The sequence below is a fragment of the Bradyrhizobium sp. WSM1253 genome (assembly GCF_000244935.1).
GTDB classification, from domain to species: Bacteria; Pseudomonadota; Alphaproteobacteria; order Rhizobiales; family Xanthobacteraceae; genus Bradyrhizobium; species Bradyrhizobium canariense.
Genome location: NZ_JH600073.1, coordinates 2,258,405 through 2,273,948 on the forward strand (window position 1 = coordinate 2,258,405; position 15,544 = coordinate 2,273,948).

General features: G+C 63.1%; 13 protein-coding genes. 1 reads left to right on the forward strand and 12 read right to left on the reverse strand.

Annotated features, from left to right (window positions below; genetic code table 11):
• Window positions 1-4: 4 nt before the first annotated feature.
• Together BRA1253DRAFT_RS12300 and mdeB are read right to left on the reverse strand one after the other, a co-directional pair.
• Window positions 5-1,285 (reverse strand): 2-oxo acid dehydrogenase subunit E2, encoded by a 1,281-nt coding sequence (locus tag BRA1253DRAFT_RS12300; protein ID WP_007594439.1) that lies wholly within the window; start codon window positions 1,283-1,285, stop codon window positions 5-7.
• A 17-nt stretch (window positions 1,286-1,302) separates the two neighbouring features.
• The gene (gene mdeB, locus BRA1253DRAFT_RS12305; RefSeq protein WP_007594441.1) at window positions 1,303-3,981 is read right to left on the reverse strand and encodes an alpha-ketoglutarate dehydrogenase; all 2,679 of its coding nucleotides are present in this window, start codon (window positions 3,979-3,981) and stop codon (window positions 1,303-1,305) included.
• A 410-nt stretch (window positions 3,982-4,391) separates the two neighbouring features.
• Here mdeB and BRA1253DRAFT_RS12310 point away from each other — a divergent pair, with 410 nt between their 5' ends.
• The gene (locus BRA1253DRAFT_RS12310) at window positions 4,392-5,213 is read left to right on the forward strand and encodes a helix-turn-helix domain-containing protein (RefSeq protein WP_035995142.1); all 822 of its coding nucleotides are present in this window, start codon (window positions 4,392-4,394) and stop codon (window positions 5,211-5,213) included.
• 72 nt (window positions 5,214-5,285) lie between these two features.
• Here the strand turns inward: BRA1253DRAFT_RS12310 and BRA1253DRAFT_RS12315 are convergent, their stop codons facing one another.
• The 10 genes from BRA1253DRAFT_RS12315 to BRA1253DRAFT_RS12360 form a co-directional block, all read right to left on the reverse strand.
• On the reverse strand, window positions 5,286-6,509 hold the full coding sequence (locus tag BRA1253DRAFT_RS12315; RefSeq protein WP_007594445.1) for an ABC transporter substrate-binding protein: 1,224 nt from the start codon (window positions 6,507-6,509) through the stop codon (window positions 5,286-5,288).
• A 75-nt stretch (window positions 6,510-6,584) separates the two neighbouring features.
• On the reverse strand, window positions 6,585-8,450 hold the full coding sequence (locus BRA1253DRAFT_RS12320) for a long-chain fatty acid--CoA ligase (protein ID WP_007594447.1): 1,866 nt from the start codon (window positions 8,448-8,450) through the stop codon (window positions 6,585-6,587).
• A gap of 1 nt (window position 8,451) precedes the next feature.
• Window positions 8,452-9,231, reverse strand: coding sequence for an enoyl-CoA hydratase/isomerase family protein (locus tag BRA1253DRAFT_RS12325; protein WP_007594449.1), 780 nt, complete (start codon window positions 9,229-9,231; stop codon window positions 8,452-8,454).
• Window positions 9,232-9,247: 16 nt separating this feature from the next.
• Window positions 9,248-10,381 (reverse strand): LLM class flavin-dependent oxidoreductase, encoded by a 1,134-nt coding sequence (locus BRA1253DRAFT_RS12330; protein WP_007594451.1) that lies wholly within the window; start codon window positions 10,379-10,381, stop codon window positions 9,248-9,250.
• A gap of 167 nt (window positions 10,382-10,548) precedes the next feature.
• A complete protein-coding gene (locus BRA1253DRAFT_RS12335; protein ID WP_007594454.1) occupies window positions 10,549-11,340 on the reverse strand; it encodes a creatininase family protein in 792 nt (263 codons plus the stop codon).
• 4 nt (window positions 11,341-11,344) lie between these two features.
• Window positions 11,345-12,109, reverse strand: coding sequence for an enoyl-CoA hydratase/isomerase family protein (locus tag BRA1253DRAFT_RS12340; protein WP_007594455.1), 765 nt, complete (start codon window positions 12,107-12,109; stop codon window positions 11,345-11,347).
• A gap of 105 nt (window positions 12,110-12,214) precedes the next feature.
• Window positions 12,215-12,934: an ABC transporter ATP-binding protein gene (locus BRA1253DRAFT_RS12345; protein WP_007594456.1), complete on the reverse strand. Its 720-nt coding sequence runs from the start codon at window positions 12,932-12,934 to the stop codon at window positions 12,215-12,217.
• Window positions 12,927-13,652, reverse strand: coding sequence for an ABC transporter ATP-binding protein (locus tag BRA1253DRAFT_RS12350; RefSeq protein ID WP_007594457.1), 726 nt, complete (start codon window positions 13,650-13,652; stop codon window positions 12,927-12,929). The genes BRA1253DRAFT_RS12345 and BRA1253DRAFT_RS12350 overlap by 8 nt, the downstream gene beginning before the upstream one ends.
• Window positions 13,649-14,680 carry a branched-chain amino acid ABC transporter permease gene (locus BRA1253DRAFT_RS12355; protein ID WP_007594458.1) on the reverse strand — a complete coding sequence of 344 codons (1,032 nt, stop codon included), beginning with the start codon at window positions 14,678-14,680 and terminating at the stop codon, window positions 13,649-13,651. Before BRA1253DRAFT_RS12355 ends, BRA1253DRAFT_RS12350 begins: the two co-directional genes overlap by 4 nt.
• On the reverse strand, window positions 14,664-15,533 hold the full coding sequence (locus BRA1253DRAFT_RS12360) for a branched-chain amino acid ABC transporter permease (protein WP_007594459.1): 870 nt from the start codon (window positions 15,531-15,533) through the stop codon (window positions 14,664-14,666). Before BRA1253DRAFT_RS12360 ends, BRA1253DRAFT_RS12355 begins: the two co-directional genes overlap by 17 nt.
• Between the last annotated feature and the right edge of the window lie 11 nt (window positions 15,534-15,544).

Sequence of the window (15,544 nt, forward strand, 5' to 3'; positions counted from 1 at the left end):
GTCCTCACAATGCGAAGCGCCGCAGATCGGAGAGCACCGACGCGACGAAGCCCAGGAACCGGGCCCCAGCCACGCCGTCGACGACCCGGTGATCCCACGACAGACTCATCGGAAGGATGAGGCGCGGTTCAAACTCGCGGCCGTTCCAGACCGCCTCGGTGGCGGCCCGCCCGGCGCCGAGGATCGCCACCTCGGGCGCGTTGATAATGGGCGTAAATCCCTGACCGCCGATGCCGCCGAGAGACGACACCGAGAAACAGCCGCCCTGCATGTCGCCCGACGCGAGCTGCCCCGCGTGCGCCTTGTCGGCGAGCGAGCGCATCTCCGCGGCAATCTGCCGAAGGCCCTTCTTATCGCAGTCCCGGATCACCGGCACGACCAGACCTCTCGGCGTGTCGACAGCGACGCCGATGTGGACGTAGTGCTTGAGGATCAACTCATCGCCATCGAGCGACGAATTGAAGCGCGGGTATTTCTGCAGCGCCAAGGCCGCGGCCTTGATCAGCAGCGACACCATGGTGAGCTTCGCCGTGTCCTTCGCGGCCTCGGCATTGGCGAGCTGACGAAAGGCTTCGGCGTCGGTCACATCCGCTCTGTCGAAATTCGTTACATGGGGAATGACGCTCCAGTTGCGCGAGAGGTTCGTACCGGTCAGCTTCTGGATCCGTGTCAGCGGCAGGCGCTCGACCGCGCCGTACCTCTCGAAATCCACCTTGGGCCAATCGACCGGGGCGCCGGGCTCAGGCGCCATCGCCGGTCTCGATCGCCCCAGTCCGTTGACGAAGGCCGCCACATCCTCGCGCAAAATCCGGCCCTTGGGGCCTGTGGGCACGACAGAGTCCAGCGTCACGCCGAGCTCACGCGCCAAAGCGCGGACCGACGGCGATGCATGCGCCGCCCCGCTAGGCTGCGGCTGCTGTGCACGTGCTCGCGAGTCATCGGCTGGAGCCGCGGGCGCCGGCCGTGACAGCGCCTCCTGCTGCGAGATCCGTTGCTCCACCAGCGGTGCCGACGCAGTCGCCGGCGGAGGCGCAGTGGATTCGCCGCGACCTTCGAGGACCATCAGAACCGAACCTTGAGAAACCCGCACCCCGACGTCGATCATCAGTTTGGCCACCGTGCCTGCGGCTGGGGATGGCACCTCCATCGTCGCCTTGTCGGACTCGATCGACAGCAACGGCATGTCGATCGTGACCTCGTCGCCGACCGACACATTGATTTCGACTACCGGGACATCCTTGTAGTCCCCAATATCTGGCAGAACGACTTCAATTGAACGAGACATGCGCGCTTCGCCCTCTCTCAGCGCGACCAAGGCGATGCAACGCCGGTCGGCAATTCGTAGCTGGCGATGGCTTCGGCGACCTGCTCACGCGCCACTTGACCCAATTTTGCCAGTGCCGACAGCGCCGCAACGACGATCTGCTTGCGATCGACCTCGAAGAACGATCTCAGCGCGGCGCGTGTATCGCTGCGCCCGAAGCCATCGGTGCCCAGCACCGTATAGGGCGCCTCGATGTAAGAACCGATCAGTTGCGGATACGCCCGGACATAATCCGATGCCGCGACGATCGGCACCGTGCCGCCGAGGCATTGTACGACGTGGCTCTCGACCGGGGTCGACAGCGGCGAGAGCCGATTAGTTCGCTCCACATCGCGCGCCTCCCGCGCCAGCTCGGAAAAGCTCGTTGCCGACCAGACTTCACAGGCCACTTTCCATTCGCTTTGCAGCATCGCTGCGGCGGCGAGCGCCTCCGGGAGAATGGCGCCCGAGCCGACCAGCCTGATCTTCGCCGGCCCGTCAGCGCTCGGCAGAACCCGATAGAGACCCTTGATGATGCCGTCGCGTGCATCGTCGGGCATCGAGGGCTGCGCATAGTTCTCGTTCATCGCCGTGAGGTAATAGAACTCGTCGTTGCCCTGCTCGAGCATCGACCGCATGCCGTGATCGACGATGACGGCCACCTCGTAGGAGAATGCCGGATCGTAGGCGCGGCAGTTCGGAACGGTCGCCGCCGTCAGATGGCTGGACCCGTCCTGATGCTGCAAGCCTTCGCCGCCGAGCGTCGTCCGGCCGGCCGTCGCCCCGATCAAAAAGCCACGCGCGCGCTGGTCCGCCGCCGCCCAGATCAGATCGCCGACCCGCTGAAAGCCGAACATCGAATAGTAGATATAGAACGGCAGCAACGGGAAGTTATGGATGCTGTAGGAGGTCGCCGCCGCGGTCCATGACGAAATCGCCCCCGCCTCGGTGATCCCCTCCTCCAGCAATTGACCGTCGATCGCTTCCTTGTAGTACAGCATCGAACCGGCATCTTCCGGCTCGTAGAGCTGTCCCGCCGGCGAGTAGATGCCGACCTGTCTGAACAGGTTCGCCATTCCGAAAGTGCGGGCTTCGTCGGCGACGATCGGAACGATGCGCGGGCCGAGCGTTTTGTCCTTGAGCAAATTGGTGAACAGCCGCACGATCGCCATCGTGGTCGACGTCTCCTTGCCGTCGCCGCGCAGCGCGAACTCCGCGTAGGTTTGCAGCGGCGGCACTGGCAGCGCCGCCGAAGCGCGTCGCCGCGCCGGCATGTACCCACCGAGTGCCGCGCGACGGGCGCGTAGGTACTGAATTTCCGCGCTGTCTTCCGCAGGCCTGAAGAATTCCAGATCCTCGACTTGTTTGTTGCTGAGCGGCAGGGCGAACCGGTCGCGGAACGCATACAGCGCGTCGACGTCGAGCTTCTTGGCCTGGTGCGACGTCATGCGCGACTCGCCGGCGCCGCCCATGCCGTAGCCCTTCTTGGTCTTCGCCAGAATGACGGTCGGCCGACCCTTAATGTCCTTCGCGGCGGCAAAGGCCGCGAACAGCTTCTTGAAGTCGTGGCCACCGCGCTTCAGGCCGTCGATATCCGCGTCCGACATGTGCGCAACTAGCGCCCGGACCTCGGGATCCTCGCTGAAGGAGTTGGCGAGGTTGTAGGCCCCATCCTTGGCGCCGAGCGTCTGATATTTGCCATCGACGGTGTCGGCGAATTTGCGCAGCAGCGCATGCTTGATATCGCGCGCGAAGATATCGTCCCAGTCCGATCCCCACAGCACCTTGATGACGTTCCAGCCGGCGCCCTGGAAAAGTGATTCGAGTTCCTGAATCACCTGCCCGTTGCCGCGGACCGGCCCATCCAGGCGCTGCAGGTTGCAATTGACGACGAAGGTGAGGTTGTCGAGATTTTCCCGTGCCGCCAGGGCGAGCCCGGCGATCGATTCCGGCTCGTCCATCTCGCCGTCGCCGAACACACCCCAGACGTGACGACCAGCCGTCTGCACCAGGCCGCGATGCTGCAGATACTTCATGAACCGCGCCTGGTAGATCGCGCTGATCGGGCCGAGGCCCATCGACGCCGACGGCACCTGCCAGAACTCTGGCATCAGCCAGGGATGCGGATAGGACGACAGACCGGGGCCACTCAGTTCCTGGCGATACAGCTTCAAATTTTCGTCCGACAATCGGCCTTCGAGATACGCTCGTGCATAGACTCCAGGAGACGGATGCGGCTGGAAATACACCAAGTCCCCCTCCGACTCGGAGCTTGACGCGCGAAAGAAATGATTGAAACCGACTTCGAAGATCTCTGCCGCCGAGGCGTAGCTGGCGACGTGCCCGCCGAGTTCCCCATAGGCCTTGTTGGCACGGACCACCATCGCGAGCGCGTTCCAGCGAATGAGCGCCGTCAGGCGGGTCTCGATCGCGATGTCGCCGGGGTAGGGCTTCTGCTGCTCAAGCGGAATCGAATTTCGATAGGGCGAGAACGGCGGAGAGTCCAGCAGAACGCCGAGCTCCTTCGCACGCCGATCGAGCGCAGCCAGGATGTATCGCACGCGCTCGGCACCGGCGCTGTGGTGGAGCGATCCAAGCGAGGCGAGCCAATCGGCGGTTTCGACCGCATCCTGATCGGCGTTGACGGCCTTGCGTGGCGGATCGATGTGTGCAGTCATGCGTCGGGCTCCTCGAAAGCCCGCACTTGGTAGCATCGGGTGCTATGGCACGTGCTGCTGAATACGGCCGCGTTCCGACAGATTGCCCGGCTCCGGCGGGACGCCGAGGCTCGCATTGCAGCATTCTCTGCTGTTGGTTTAATCGGGCGAGTGATCGAGCCGTCGGCCGCCTGACAGGTGCTCCCGCTTGGTCACGGCGCAGCATGCCGCATCGCTCAGCGCTCACGCCGCAGTAGCGGGCATCTTGTCGCAGATCAGCGAACTCGACGGCTCGCCGCGACTAGTGACCTGACCTTTCAAAACAGCTAACCTCGGCTAGCAGCAGGATCTGCATCAAAGCTTGACCGACTTGACGAATTGGCAGGATTGAAATGCCGCCCGAGACCGAGTTCGATCGCGAATTTGCGCGAATGGATCTGCCCGATCTTCGGATCAACTATGATCCTGTCGATCCGGATCAGTTCGATCGTCCCGTCACTTCATTCTGTCTCGAAACCAGCAAAGACAACGACGATCTGCCGCTGCACTCACACCGCAAAGGCCAATTGGTCGTCGCATCTCATGGCTCGGTGATGTGCCGGGCGCCTGGCGGCTTGTGGATCGTGCCTCCGCAAGGCGCGGTATGGATCCCGGCCGGCGTGCAGCACAGCAATTGCGTGGCCGATTTCGGCAAACTCTACACCGTGTTCATCGATCCGCAGGTCAGCATGCTGCCGCGGACCTGCTGCACGCTGATGATCACGTCGCTGGTGCGCGAATTGATCCACCGTCTCTCGGTGTTCCCACCGCTCTATCCGCTGGAAGGACCAACCAGCCGTCTCGGCCGCGTTTTGCTCGACGAACTCGTGCAGATGTCGACAACGGATGAAATGTATCTGCCGATCTCCCCCGACGCCCGTCTTCAACACCTCGCGACCTCCTTGTTGAATAATCCGGGCGACCGCAGCACGATGGACGAAGTCGCCTCGCGCTACGCGATGAGCGAGAGTACGTTCGCACGCTTCATCGCCAAGGAAACAGGGATGACCTTCGGGCGCTGGCGCCAGCGTCTCCACATTCTGATCGCCATGCAACGCCTCACGGCGGGCACTTCGGTCCAGGCTGTGTCGCTCGAACTGGGCTACGAAACGCCCAGCGCATTCATCACGATGTTCAAGAAGACGATGGGAAAGAGCCCCCGCCGCTTCCACGCCGAGCGGTCGCGCCTGATCAATTCGGACGGTTTGCCCTAGTTCGCACGTCCCTGCCTGAGCCTTTCACGACCGCGACCCCACGACGCTTTCGTGGGGCCGCCCGTAACGACGTCAGCGTTTGCTGTAAGGCGCAAGCGGATACTCGAGCGACACTTCCGCAATGGCCTTTGGAGCCACCACCCGCGGCCTGCCTTTCAAACCCTGCAGCATCACCATCGAACAGTGGATGTTCTGGCCGGTCTCGTCGAACTTGGTGTTGTCGCCGTACATCAGGATCGGCTTCATGTCGGTCTTCTTGAGCGCGCCGTGAATCGCCGCCGACTCCGGCGACGCCGCCCGCGTCACGGCGTCTGCGACGATCTGCACCGCCTCGAACGCGCAGCCCGCATTGGCATCGAACCAGTCATTCGGGTAGTCGGCCGCGAACATCTTCACGATCTTGTCGGTCTCGGCGCCCTTGGGATTGAGCCACAACGCCGACAAAATCGGACCGTCACCATACTTTCCGAGCGCGTCGTGATACGCCTTGTCCGACACGCCGTTGGAGTTGGGCGAAAACACCATCTTTGGGTCCCAGCCCTGCTTGATGCATTCGCGCGCGATCATGATCGCGTCGTTGACGCGCGTGACCGAGATCAAAGCATCGGCACCCGACGCTTTCGCCTTGGCGACCTCTACCGACAGATCCTTCGCTTTCTCGTCATAGGCAATGTACTGCGCGATCTTGAGCGGAACATCCACTTCCTTCCACGCCTGATCGATGCTGGCCGCCGTCGACTGCCCCATCGTGTTGTTGAGATGGAGAACGACCGCGCTGCTCGGCGGATCCTTCAGCGTGCCGAGCACGGACTTCAGCTCGGTCAGCGATTGCCGCACGATGGTCAGCGACGTGGGATAATAGCGGAACACCTGGGTGAAGCCCTGCGAAGTCACCTGGGTAGCGCTCGCGATGTGGACCACCATGGGCACCTTGGCGGCCTCGCAGGCCTGCAACGCCGAAATGGTGGCGCCGGAATCCCACGCGCCGATCAGCACGGTGCAGCCCTGCCGGATCAGGCTCTCGGCGGCAATCCGACCGTTCTCCGGACGGCTTTGCGTATCGGCGTGAACGATCTCGATGTCGAGGCCGAACTTCTCACGCGCGAATTTGACGCCGAGATCGATGCCGCGCACGCAGGCTTGACCGGGAAACGCCAGCACGCCGCTGCTGGGCATGATCGCTCCCAACTTCACCTTCGTGTTCGCCGCAAACGATGGCCTAGATACCAGGCCTGCCGCAATTCCCAATCCGCTTCCTACAATCGTCCGCCGCGTGATTCCGCTTCGCTTGGTCATCTCAATGTCCTGTTGCTAAGGGGTGAAATCTTTCTCGACTAGTGGTTTCGTACGTTTGAGGAGCGACCGCCGACGTCAAAGGCCCATCTCGGCCTTGATCAATTTCTCCTCGGATTCGTCGTAGAGCGACGCGATCAGCGACTGATAACGCTCGTTGATCTGCTTGCGACGCTTCTTCCGCGTCGGCGTCATCACGCCGTTCTCGAGCGACAGCTCCTCCGGCAGAATGCGGAACGCCTTGATCTGCTCGGCTCGCGCCAGCCTTCCGTTGGCCTTGCCGATCTCCGCCTCGATCAGCCGGTTGACGATCTCGGAGCCTGCCAGGTCCGCGTAACTCGCGATCTTGTCGTCGCGCGACTTCGCCCAGTCCATTGTGGCGGTGGCATCCACTTCGATCAGGGCGGTGAGATATTTTCGCCCCTCGCCGATCACAGCCGCCTCGGAGATGAACGGGCTGTGCCTCAGCTCGTTTTCGATCTGAGTCGGGCTGATCGATTTGCCGTTCGACGTGTTGATGATCTCCTTCTTCCGGTCGACAAGCTTGAAGGTTCCTTCCGGCGACACTTCGACGATGTCGCCGGTGTAGAGCCAGCCGTCGCGAAGCGCCGCTTTCGTCTCGTCCGGCTTGTTCCAATAGCCCGCGAACAATCCCGGTCCACGGACGATCATCTCGCCGTCCTGGAGCACGGCGGTTTCCCAGGCCGGATCCGGCAGAGGGACCCCGACGTTGCCGGCCTTCGGCCACTCCGCCATCTGCACCAGATTGGCACCGACCAGTTCGGTCTGGCCGTAGCACTCCTTGAGCTGCAAGCCCCACAACTGCCACAGCGACATCAGCTCGGACGGCATCGCCGCCGACGAGGTGAACGCGACCTTCAGCTCGTCGAAACCGACCTCCGCGAGCAGCGGTAGGAACACTTGCTCGCGGCAGGCCGCGAACAGTTTCGAGACGAAGGCATCCTCGTGGCCGCGCTGACGGTCTTCGAGCGCCCTGCGCGCGATCGTCATGGCGAGCGTGTAGTTCTGATCTCCCGCTTCCCCGGCGGGATGCACCTTGCTGAGGATCTGTGTCGCAAAGCGCTGGTAGAACCGCGGCGGCGCCATATAGTAGGTCGGCTTCACCTCTTTGATCGTCTGGGCGAAATCCGCGGTCGTCTCGCCGAAATATGGAACTGCGTCGGCGATCAGCGGCAACGTGGTCGCCTGCCCGCGCGCCACGGTGTGCGACATCGGCAAATGCACGACCACCCGGTGCTCCTCTTCGCGCATGCTGGGGCCGAACAGGGTGATGCAATGAACGCCGGCGAGAATGGAAAGGTGCGTCAGCATGGCGCCTTTGGGGTTTCCGGTCGTCCCGGACGTATAGCCGATGCTGACGACATCGGACGCCTTTGCTGTCGCGCTCTCCTTCTGCAGATAGTCATGCGCATCGACATCGAGTGCTCCAACAAAGTCGGCCAGCGACTTGATCGACGCCGAGGCCTCGCCGGTCCAATCCAGGTCGAGCACGATGATGCCGCGGAGCTGCTCGGCCCGACCGGAGGCGAGCACGATGCGAAGCTGCGGCTCCCCGCCGACGAACGCGAACTTCGCGCCTGAATCCGTGAAGCAGTAAGCCACTTCTTCGGGTGACGAGGTGAAGTACACGCCCACCATGACGCCGCCGGCGCACATCGTGGCCATGTCCGCGATCAGCCATTCCTCGGACGAATCGCCCATGATCGCGACCCGATCGCCGCGCTCGAGACCAGCACGCCGCAGCGCGCTGGCCAGGTTCACGACACGCTGCGCATAGGCGCCCCACGTCATGGCGGTCCAGGCGCCGTGACGCTTTTGTTGCAAGGCGATCTTGTCGGGCCGCTCCGCGAGTCGCGCGGCCAAAAGCTGCACGACGGTCGTATCCGCCAACTGGGCGCCGGATGTCATCTCAGCGACGTTCATCTCAGCGCTCCGCGAAACGCTTGCGCTTGGCTGCGAATGCGGCAACCGCCTCGGCCCGCTCGGGCGACTTGAACGTCAACATCTCCAGCGCCGCAGAGGTGTCGAGCAGCAGGTGGGCGTACTGCTTGATGATCTTGTTGACGCTGTACTTGGTCCACACGATCGATTCCTTCGGCCCGCTTGCCAGCAGTTCGGCGTATTCGATCGCGGCATCGAGAACGTTGCCGTCTGCGACCACCTCGTTGATCATGCCGATAGCAGCCGCTTTCTCGGCGGAGATGAATTCGCCGGTCATCAGATAGTGCTTCGCGCGTACCGGCCCCATCAGCAGCGGCCAGATCACCGCGCCGCCATCGCCCGCGACGACGCCGGCATTGACGTGCGTGTCAGCGAAACGGGCTGTCGAGCTCGCATAGATCACGTCGCAGAACAGCGCGAGCGTGGCACCCAGGCCGACCGCGACACCGTTGACGGCCGCGACGATCGGCACTTCGACTTCCAGCATGTTGCGGATGAGGTGGCGACCGCTGCGCGTCGGGGACGGCAGCGTTCCCTTATCCAGCGACTTCTGATCGCCACCAGAGCAAAATCCGCGGCCCGCACCGGTGAGAACGATCGCGTTGACAGAACTGTCGTGATCCAGCTTGACGAAGACGTCTTCGAGCTCCTCGTGCATCTCCCAGTTGATCGCGTTGAGGATCTCCGGGCGGTTCATCGTGACGATCGCGACGCCAGTGGCGCGCTGCTCGACGATCAGGTACTTGTAGCCGTATTGCGACATTGATTTCACCGTTCGATTACTGCTTCTGGGTCCGCATCAGCCGGATCTGCCCGAGGATCTCCTCGGTCGGCCGCACGACATTGTTCCCGTCGTTGAAATGCGGGATGACGTAGCGACCGACCATGTCGATCGCCTCCATGATCTTTTCGTGCGGGACAGAGTCCATGTGCAGCAGCACCTCGTCGATACCCATGGCCTCGAACTTCTCGATCTGACGAATGACCGTATCGGGGCTGCCGCACACCGTCGTGGCCGACTCGTTGACCAGATAGTCCCAGTCGTTGGCGGCGCGCTCCATCGACGGCACGCTCTCCCCCATGTATTTGTAGTCGTCGGCAATCGCCGCGAGACGCGGATAGGCATCGGTCGAGATCTTGGCATAGTGCATTAGCGGGCCGGCATAATCTGCCTTGGCCTGCTCGTCCGTTTTCCCGATGCCGATGAACAGCGGAATGCCGATACGCGGACGCTGCAGCGGTCCCTCCGCGTCGCACTTCCAGTTCTTTTGATAGGCGTCGATCAGCTTCTGCTGAGCTTCCCAGCCCTGATAGATGTTGCTGCTCATCACGGCGAAGCCCTGCGAGGCCGCCCAGAGATGACTGCGCTCGCTGGTCGCCGCGATCCCGATCACCGGATGCGGCTTCTGCAGCGGCTTCGGAACCAGCTGGCGCGGAGGGATCTGGTAGTACTTGCCGTCAAACGTGAAAATGTCCTGGCGCATCGCCGTTTTCAGCAGCGCCAGTCCTTCTTCCATCTGCGCCAGCGTTTCATTCGGATCGACGTTGAACGCCCGCATCGCGATGGTGGTGTTGGCGCGGCCGCCGTAGAATTCCATGCGGCCGTTGGACAGGATGTCGGTCACGGCAAGCCGCTCGGCCGAACGCAAGGCGTGATTGATGCGCTGCGGCATCAGCGTCACCGCCGCGCGCAGCTTGACGCGCGACGTCACCGCGGCCAGATAGCCGAACACCACTTCGGGCGCCGAGCTCGAGATCCCGCCCAGTGCCACGTGCTGCTCGGAGAGCGCGACGCAGTCGAAGCCGACCTTCTCGGCCAGACGGACTTCGTCGACCAGTTCGTGAAGCCTGCGCGAGTAACTGTGGCCGACCTGGGTTTCCTGTTCAGACCAGAACCCAAACGTAAGTGCCATGTCTCAATCCTTTTAGCTTGCGAGATGGCACAGGGTTTCATAGGCGTGGCGATATTTTCGCCCGAAAGCCGCGTTGCGTAGTAACGCTTTCCGAATTTTATGCTGTCAGCATTCGCAACATGGCAGACGCCCCGGGAAGCTTCGCCACGCAGCGGACGGGCTGACCGTCAACGGCGGGCGCTAGCGGCTCCGGCCTCGCTATCGAAGGTCTTGATCAGCAACTCGGCGACCGCCGCGAGGCACGCTTCGCCGATGGCGTAGCTCGAGCCGATCGGACTTCCGATCACGCCGTTCTGCGAAACCGATCGGATGCCGTTCTTCCACATCAGCTCGAGATCAGCCTCCGACAAGCCGCCAAGATGGCCCACCTCGAAGCGGTCCGGTCTGACGCTGTCGGGCCTAATGACCATCATCAGCGACGTCTCGGCGATGTCGGCGTGCCCGCCGACGGCCGACACGTCTCCTCCGGCTTCGCGCACCGCATCGCGCCACGTGTCGATCCATTTCGTCGAGTCGAAGAACGCCAGGATCTCGACATCCGAGGGGACGGCCTCGCGCAAGCGACCGAGCATGTCCTTCAGGACCGGAAAATTACCGATGTGACCCGAGTGAATCAGGATACGCTTGAAGCCGTGCCGCGCCAGGCTTGTGCAATAATCGACACAAATCGCTTCCAGCGTCTCCGGCCGTAGCGAGATCGTACCCGCGAATGGCAGATGGTGAGACGAGCAGCCGACCGTGATGGTCGGCGCCACCAGCGTGTTGCCGCGGCTGCGCGCGATCCGCTCGGCCAGAGCATCGGCATGATCCGCATCCATGCCCAAAGACAAATGCGGCCCATGCTGCTCGACGGCCCCCAGCGGGATCACTACCGTCGTGCACCCATCGGCCAGCGCCGCGGCGACTTCCTCGTGGCTCATCTGCTCCAGATAGATCTGATCGGGATATCCGCGCGTCATCGGCTCAGCCCTTACTGTTCTTCGACAAAAATCTCGCACGCGCGTTGGTTGAGCTCTCGGCTGTGACATAGGCATCGAGGTCGGCCACGGTCATTTTTTCGAGCGCCTGATCGCTCATTTGCGCGGTGAGGTTGAGCGATCGCTTGATGGCATGGAACAGCTTGCGGTCTTTCTGCCGCAACACGCAGCACACGTCTCGCGCACGGGACGCGACCTCCTCGGTCGGGACGATCTCATTCACGGCGCCGATCGCCACGGCGCGCTCCGCGCCGACGAGCTCGCCCCAGTAGAGCAGCTCTTGCGCCGCCCGCACGCCGAGCTTCTCGACGGCCCGGCGCATGCCTTTGGTCACCGGCAGCAGGCCATGGTTGATTTCCGGAAATCCAATCTTGCACACCGCATCGGCCACAACATAGTCCGCATGCAGCAGAAACTCCAGGGCGCCTCCGACCGCATAGCCGCGGACGGCGCAGACGATCGGGCCCGGATAGTTCTCCATCGCCACGAGGAGTTCGTGGAAGAACCGGATGCGCGGCCTCGCGACGTCGATCCCGACGACTTCCTTGATGTCGCCGCCTGCGCTGAAGAAGCGGTCGCCGCTTCCGGTGAGCACGATGCCGGGCGGATTCTCGTCGTCGGCAAGGCGCCGGATCGCCTCCAGCAACTCGACGATGAGTTGCGCATTCAGCGCATTGGCCGGCGGCCGGTTCATCGTGATCGTGACCAGGTCTTGATCACGCTCGATCAGGAGAGAAGTGGCAGTGTTCATCAATGAGACCCAAGCGAGAGGCGGCTGCAACAGCCGGGGAGCGGTGGACCGAACGGCGGCGCGACGAGAGCCGCAACGCCCGACGCCTCGCCGAGACGGCGCGCCTCACAATCCCAGATAGGCGCGCTGGACATCGGGGTTCTCGAGCAGATCGCGGCTAGATCCATGCAACACCACGGAGCCGTTCTCGAGCACATAGCCGCGGCTGCTCATCGCGAGCGACTTGGCGACATTCTGCTCGACGAGAAGGACCGTGATGCCCTGCTCGTTAAGGGATTTGACGACGCCGAACATCACATCGGTCAGCGCCGGCGACAGTCCGATCGACGGCTCGTCGAACATCACGATTTCTGGCTTCGACATGATCGCCCGACCGATCGCCAGCATCTGTTGCTCGCCGCCGGACAGCGTGCCGGCGAGCTGGTCGCGGCGCTCGCGAAGTCGCCCGAACAGCTGATAGACGGAATCAAGCGTATTTGCCAGGTCGTGCCTGGCCCGCTTCAGCGAGCCGCCGATCAGCAGATTGTCCTCGACGGAAAGCGCACTGAAGATCTGGCGGCCCTCGGCGACCTGAGCGATGCCCATTTCGCAGATGTCCCACGGCGGTCGCCGCGAGATTTCGACTCCGTTGATCCTGACGGAACCGCGCGACGACGGCACGATCCCCGCGATTGATCGGATCAGAGAGGTCTTGCCGGCGCCGTTGGCGCCGACCACGCAGATCAGTTCACCCTTGCCGATGCGGAGCGACACGCCGTTCAGCGCATTGGAGCCGTCATAAGCCACGCACAGGTCGTCGATTTCGAGAAGCGCGTCGTCAGGCATGGAAACCGGCTCCCAGATAACTTTCCAGCACCGCAGGATCCGCTACCACCTCTGACGGCTTGCCTTCGGCGATCTTGACGCCGTGGTGAAGCACCACCACGGTCGACGCCACTTCCATCACGATCCGCATCACGTGCTCGACCAGTAGGATCGTCAGTCCACTCTCGGCGAGCCGGTGCAGCACGCCGACGACGCCGGCCGCTTCGGTCGGACGCAGCCCCGCCATCACTTCGTCGAGCAGCAGCAACTTAGGGCGAGTCGAGAGCGCCTTCGCCATCTCGAGCATCTTGCGATCGGGCAACGTCAACTGATCCGTCCGGGCATTCGCCTTGCCGGCGAGCCCGACATTTTCGAGCGACTCATACGCCTTGTCCCGCGCCTCCTTGACGTTCGTCGTCCAACTGAAGGCGCCCACCATGGCATTCTCGAGCACCGACATATCTTTCATCGGCCGGACGATCTGGAAGGTGCGCGCAATGCCCATGCGGCACACCGCTTCGGGCGGCTCGCGCTCGAGCGAACACCCCTCGAACAACACCTGCCCGGCTGTCGGTCTCAGCGCCCCGGCGACGAGATTGAAGCAGGTGGTCTTGCCGGCGCCGTTCGGCCCGATCAGGGCGGTGATGCGGCCTGCCTGCAGTGAGAAGCTGACGTCATTGACCGCGACCAATCCAACGAACGCTTTGGTCAAGTTCTTCACTTCGAGCAGCGCGGTCATTCCTCGGCCTTCCGCAGTTGTGAGATCCGGCCGCGCGCCGGCAGCTGGATCGCCCCGTAGAGCCGGACGATCGCCGGCCAGATGCCGTCGGGCAGAAACCACACGACCAGGATCAGCACCGCCCCGTAGGCGACGCTGTTCAGTCCGGGGAGCCCCAGGCTGTCGCCGAGCGCCCCCATGGCGTGATGCAGCGGGATCGCGGCCATCGAGCCGACCAGCGGGCCGAATGCAGTGCCCAATCCGCCAACCACGGGGCCGATCAGGACATCGACCGAGATCGCCATGCCCATGATCGAATCCGGAAAGATCGCGCCCTGCACCAGGCCCAGGACGCCGCCGCCGATCGCGGCCGTCGCGGCCGATATCGAGACCACCAGCACCTTGTGGCGAAACGTCCGCACCCCCAGCGCGCGGGCGGCCTCGTCGTCGTCCCGCATCGCCCGCCAGACATAGCCCCAATAGGACCGCGAGATCAGCTCCGTGCCCGCGACGCCGATGGCCGCAAGCGCGAGCGCGACGAAGTAGTAAAACCGCGCGTCACCGCGCAGCATCCCGAGGTCCATCGTGCCGCTCGGCGCCTGATAGAACAGGCCCTGCATGCCGCCGACATAGTCCCACCCGCCGAACATGATCCGGGCGAATTCGGCGGCTGCGATCGTGAGCAGCGCGAAATAGATGCCACGGACCTCGAAGCGGAAGCTCAGCCACGCCAGCACCGCGCCGACGAAGCCCGCAATCACCGCGCCCAGCAGCAGACCGATCCACGGGGTGACGCCGTATTTGATGTTCAGGATCGCCACCGCATACGCACCGATTCCAACGAACAGCGCGTGACCGATGGATAGCTGCCCGCCGATCCCGAGCATCAGGTTCCACGATTGTCCCAGGAAGGTGAACAACAGGACGATCGTCAGAAGCGAGATGACGTAGGCGTTGGACATGCCACCCACCATGGCCAGGGCGGCGAAGACCAGAGCGCCGGCGCCCCAACGCTTGGTGTCGCTGGCTTGATCAGATGTCCTTTGCACCGAAAAACCCCCTCGGACGTAAAATCAGGATAATTATCAGGAGCGCGTAAGGGAGTGCAGTTTTCATCGACGGCGTGAACATCAAGGCCGCGATCGCTTCGGCGACTCCGATCGTCAGGCCGCCCAGAAGAGCGCCGCCGAAGCTGCCGAGACCGCCGACGATCACCGTCACGAAGGCCAGCAGCGTGAAGTCGACGGCGAGATAGGGTTGCGCATCGAACAGCGGCGAGATCAATGCGCCGGCGACGCCAGCGCAGGCGGCTCCGATGCCGAGGGTCACCGCATAGACCCGAGGGATATTAAGCCCGACCACCAGTCCGCCGAGTCGATTATTGGCGGCGCCCCGCAGCGATCGGCCGAATGCGGAGTACTTCAGATAGGCTCCCAGTGCGGCGATTAGCAGGCCGGCCGTAGCGGCCGCCTGGATGCGGGCCCAATCCAAGGTGAGCGGTCCCACGCTCACGGTCTGGAAGGACAGCTGAGACGCCGTCGGCCGCGGATCCGGACCGAACGACATCAGCAATACGCCGCTGAAAAGCAGTGAGAGGCCGATGAAGACGATAAACTGATAATGATGCGGCCGGTTGACGAACCGCTTCACGACGAGCGTCTCCAGCAGATAGCCGAACACGAACATGACGACCGCGGCGACCGCAGCGGCTAGAAAGATCGGGACGTCCCAAATTCGAACGGTCCAGTATCCGATGTAGATCCCGAACACGACCATCTCGCCATGAGCGAAATTGACCACGCGCATGACGCCGAAGATGATCGTGAGACCGAGCGCGACGAGCCCGTAAACCAGTCCGATGAGCACCCCGCCGGCGATGACATTGAGCCAGAGCGACAGCATCAGCGACCGAC

Excerpts from the sequence above, each read along its gene's own strand:
- BRA1253DRAFT_RS12300 (WP_007594439.1), bottom strand. The coding sequence starts at position 1,285 with ATGTCTCGTTCAATTGAAGTCGTTCTGCCAGATATTGGGGACTACAAG.
- mdeB (WP_007594441.1), bottom strand. The coding sequence starts at position 3,981 with ATGACTGCACACATCGATCCGCCACGCAAGGCCGTCAACGCCGATCAG.
- BRA1253DRAFT_RS12310 (WP_035995142.1), top strand. The coding sequence starts at position 4,392 with ATGGATCTGCCCGATCTTCGGATCAACTATGATCCTGTCGATCCGGAT.
- BRA1253DRAFT_RS12315 (WP_007594445.1), bottom strand. The coding sequence starts at position 6,509 with ATGACCAAGCGAAGCGGAATCACGCGGCGGACGATTGTAGGAAGCGGA.
- BRA1253DRAFT_RS12320 (WP_007594447.1), bottom strand. The coding sequence starts at position 8,450 with ATGAACGTCGCTGAGATGACATCCGGCGCCCAGTTGGCGGATACGACC.
- BRA1253DRAFT_RS12325 (WP_007594449.1), bottom strand. The coding sequence starts at position 9,231 with ATGTCGCAATACGGCTACAAGTACCTGATCGTCGAGCAGCGCGCCACT.
- BRA1253DRAFT_RS12330 (WP_007594451.1), bottom strand. The coding sequence starts at position 10,381 with ATGGCACTTACGTTTGGGTTCTGGTCTGAACAGGAAACCCAGGTCGGC.
- BRA1253DRAFT_RS12335 (WP_007594454.1), bottom strand. The coding sequence starts at position 11,340 with ATGACGCGCGGATATCCCGATCAGATCTATCTGGAGCAGATGAGCCAC.
- BRA1253DRAFT_RS12340 (WP_007594455.1), bottom strand. The coding sequence starts at position 12,109 with ATGAACACTGCCACTTCTCTCCTGATCGAGCGTGATCAAGACCTGGTC.
- BRA1253DRAFT_RS12345 (WP_007594456.1), bottom strand. The coding sequence starts at position 12,934 with ATGCCTGACGACGCGCTTCTCGAAATCGACGACCTGTGCGTGGCTTAT.
- BRA1253DRAFT_RS12350 (WP_007594457.1), bottom strand. The coding sequence starts at position 13,652 with ATGACCGCGCTGCTCGAAGTGAAGAACTTGACCAAAGCGTTCGTTGGA.
- BRA1253DRAFT_RS12360 (WP_007594459.1), bottom strand. The coding sequence starts at position 15,533 with ATGCTGTCGCTCTGGCTCAATGTCATCGCCGGCGGGGTGCTCATCGGA.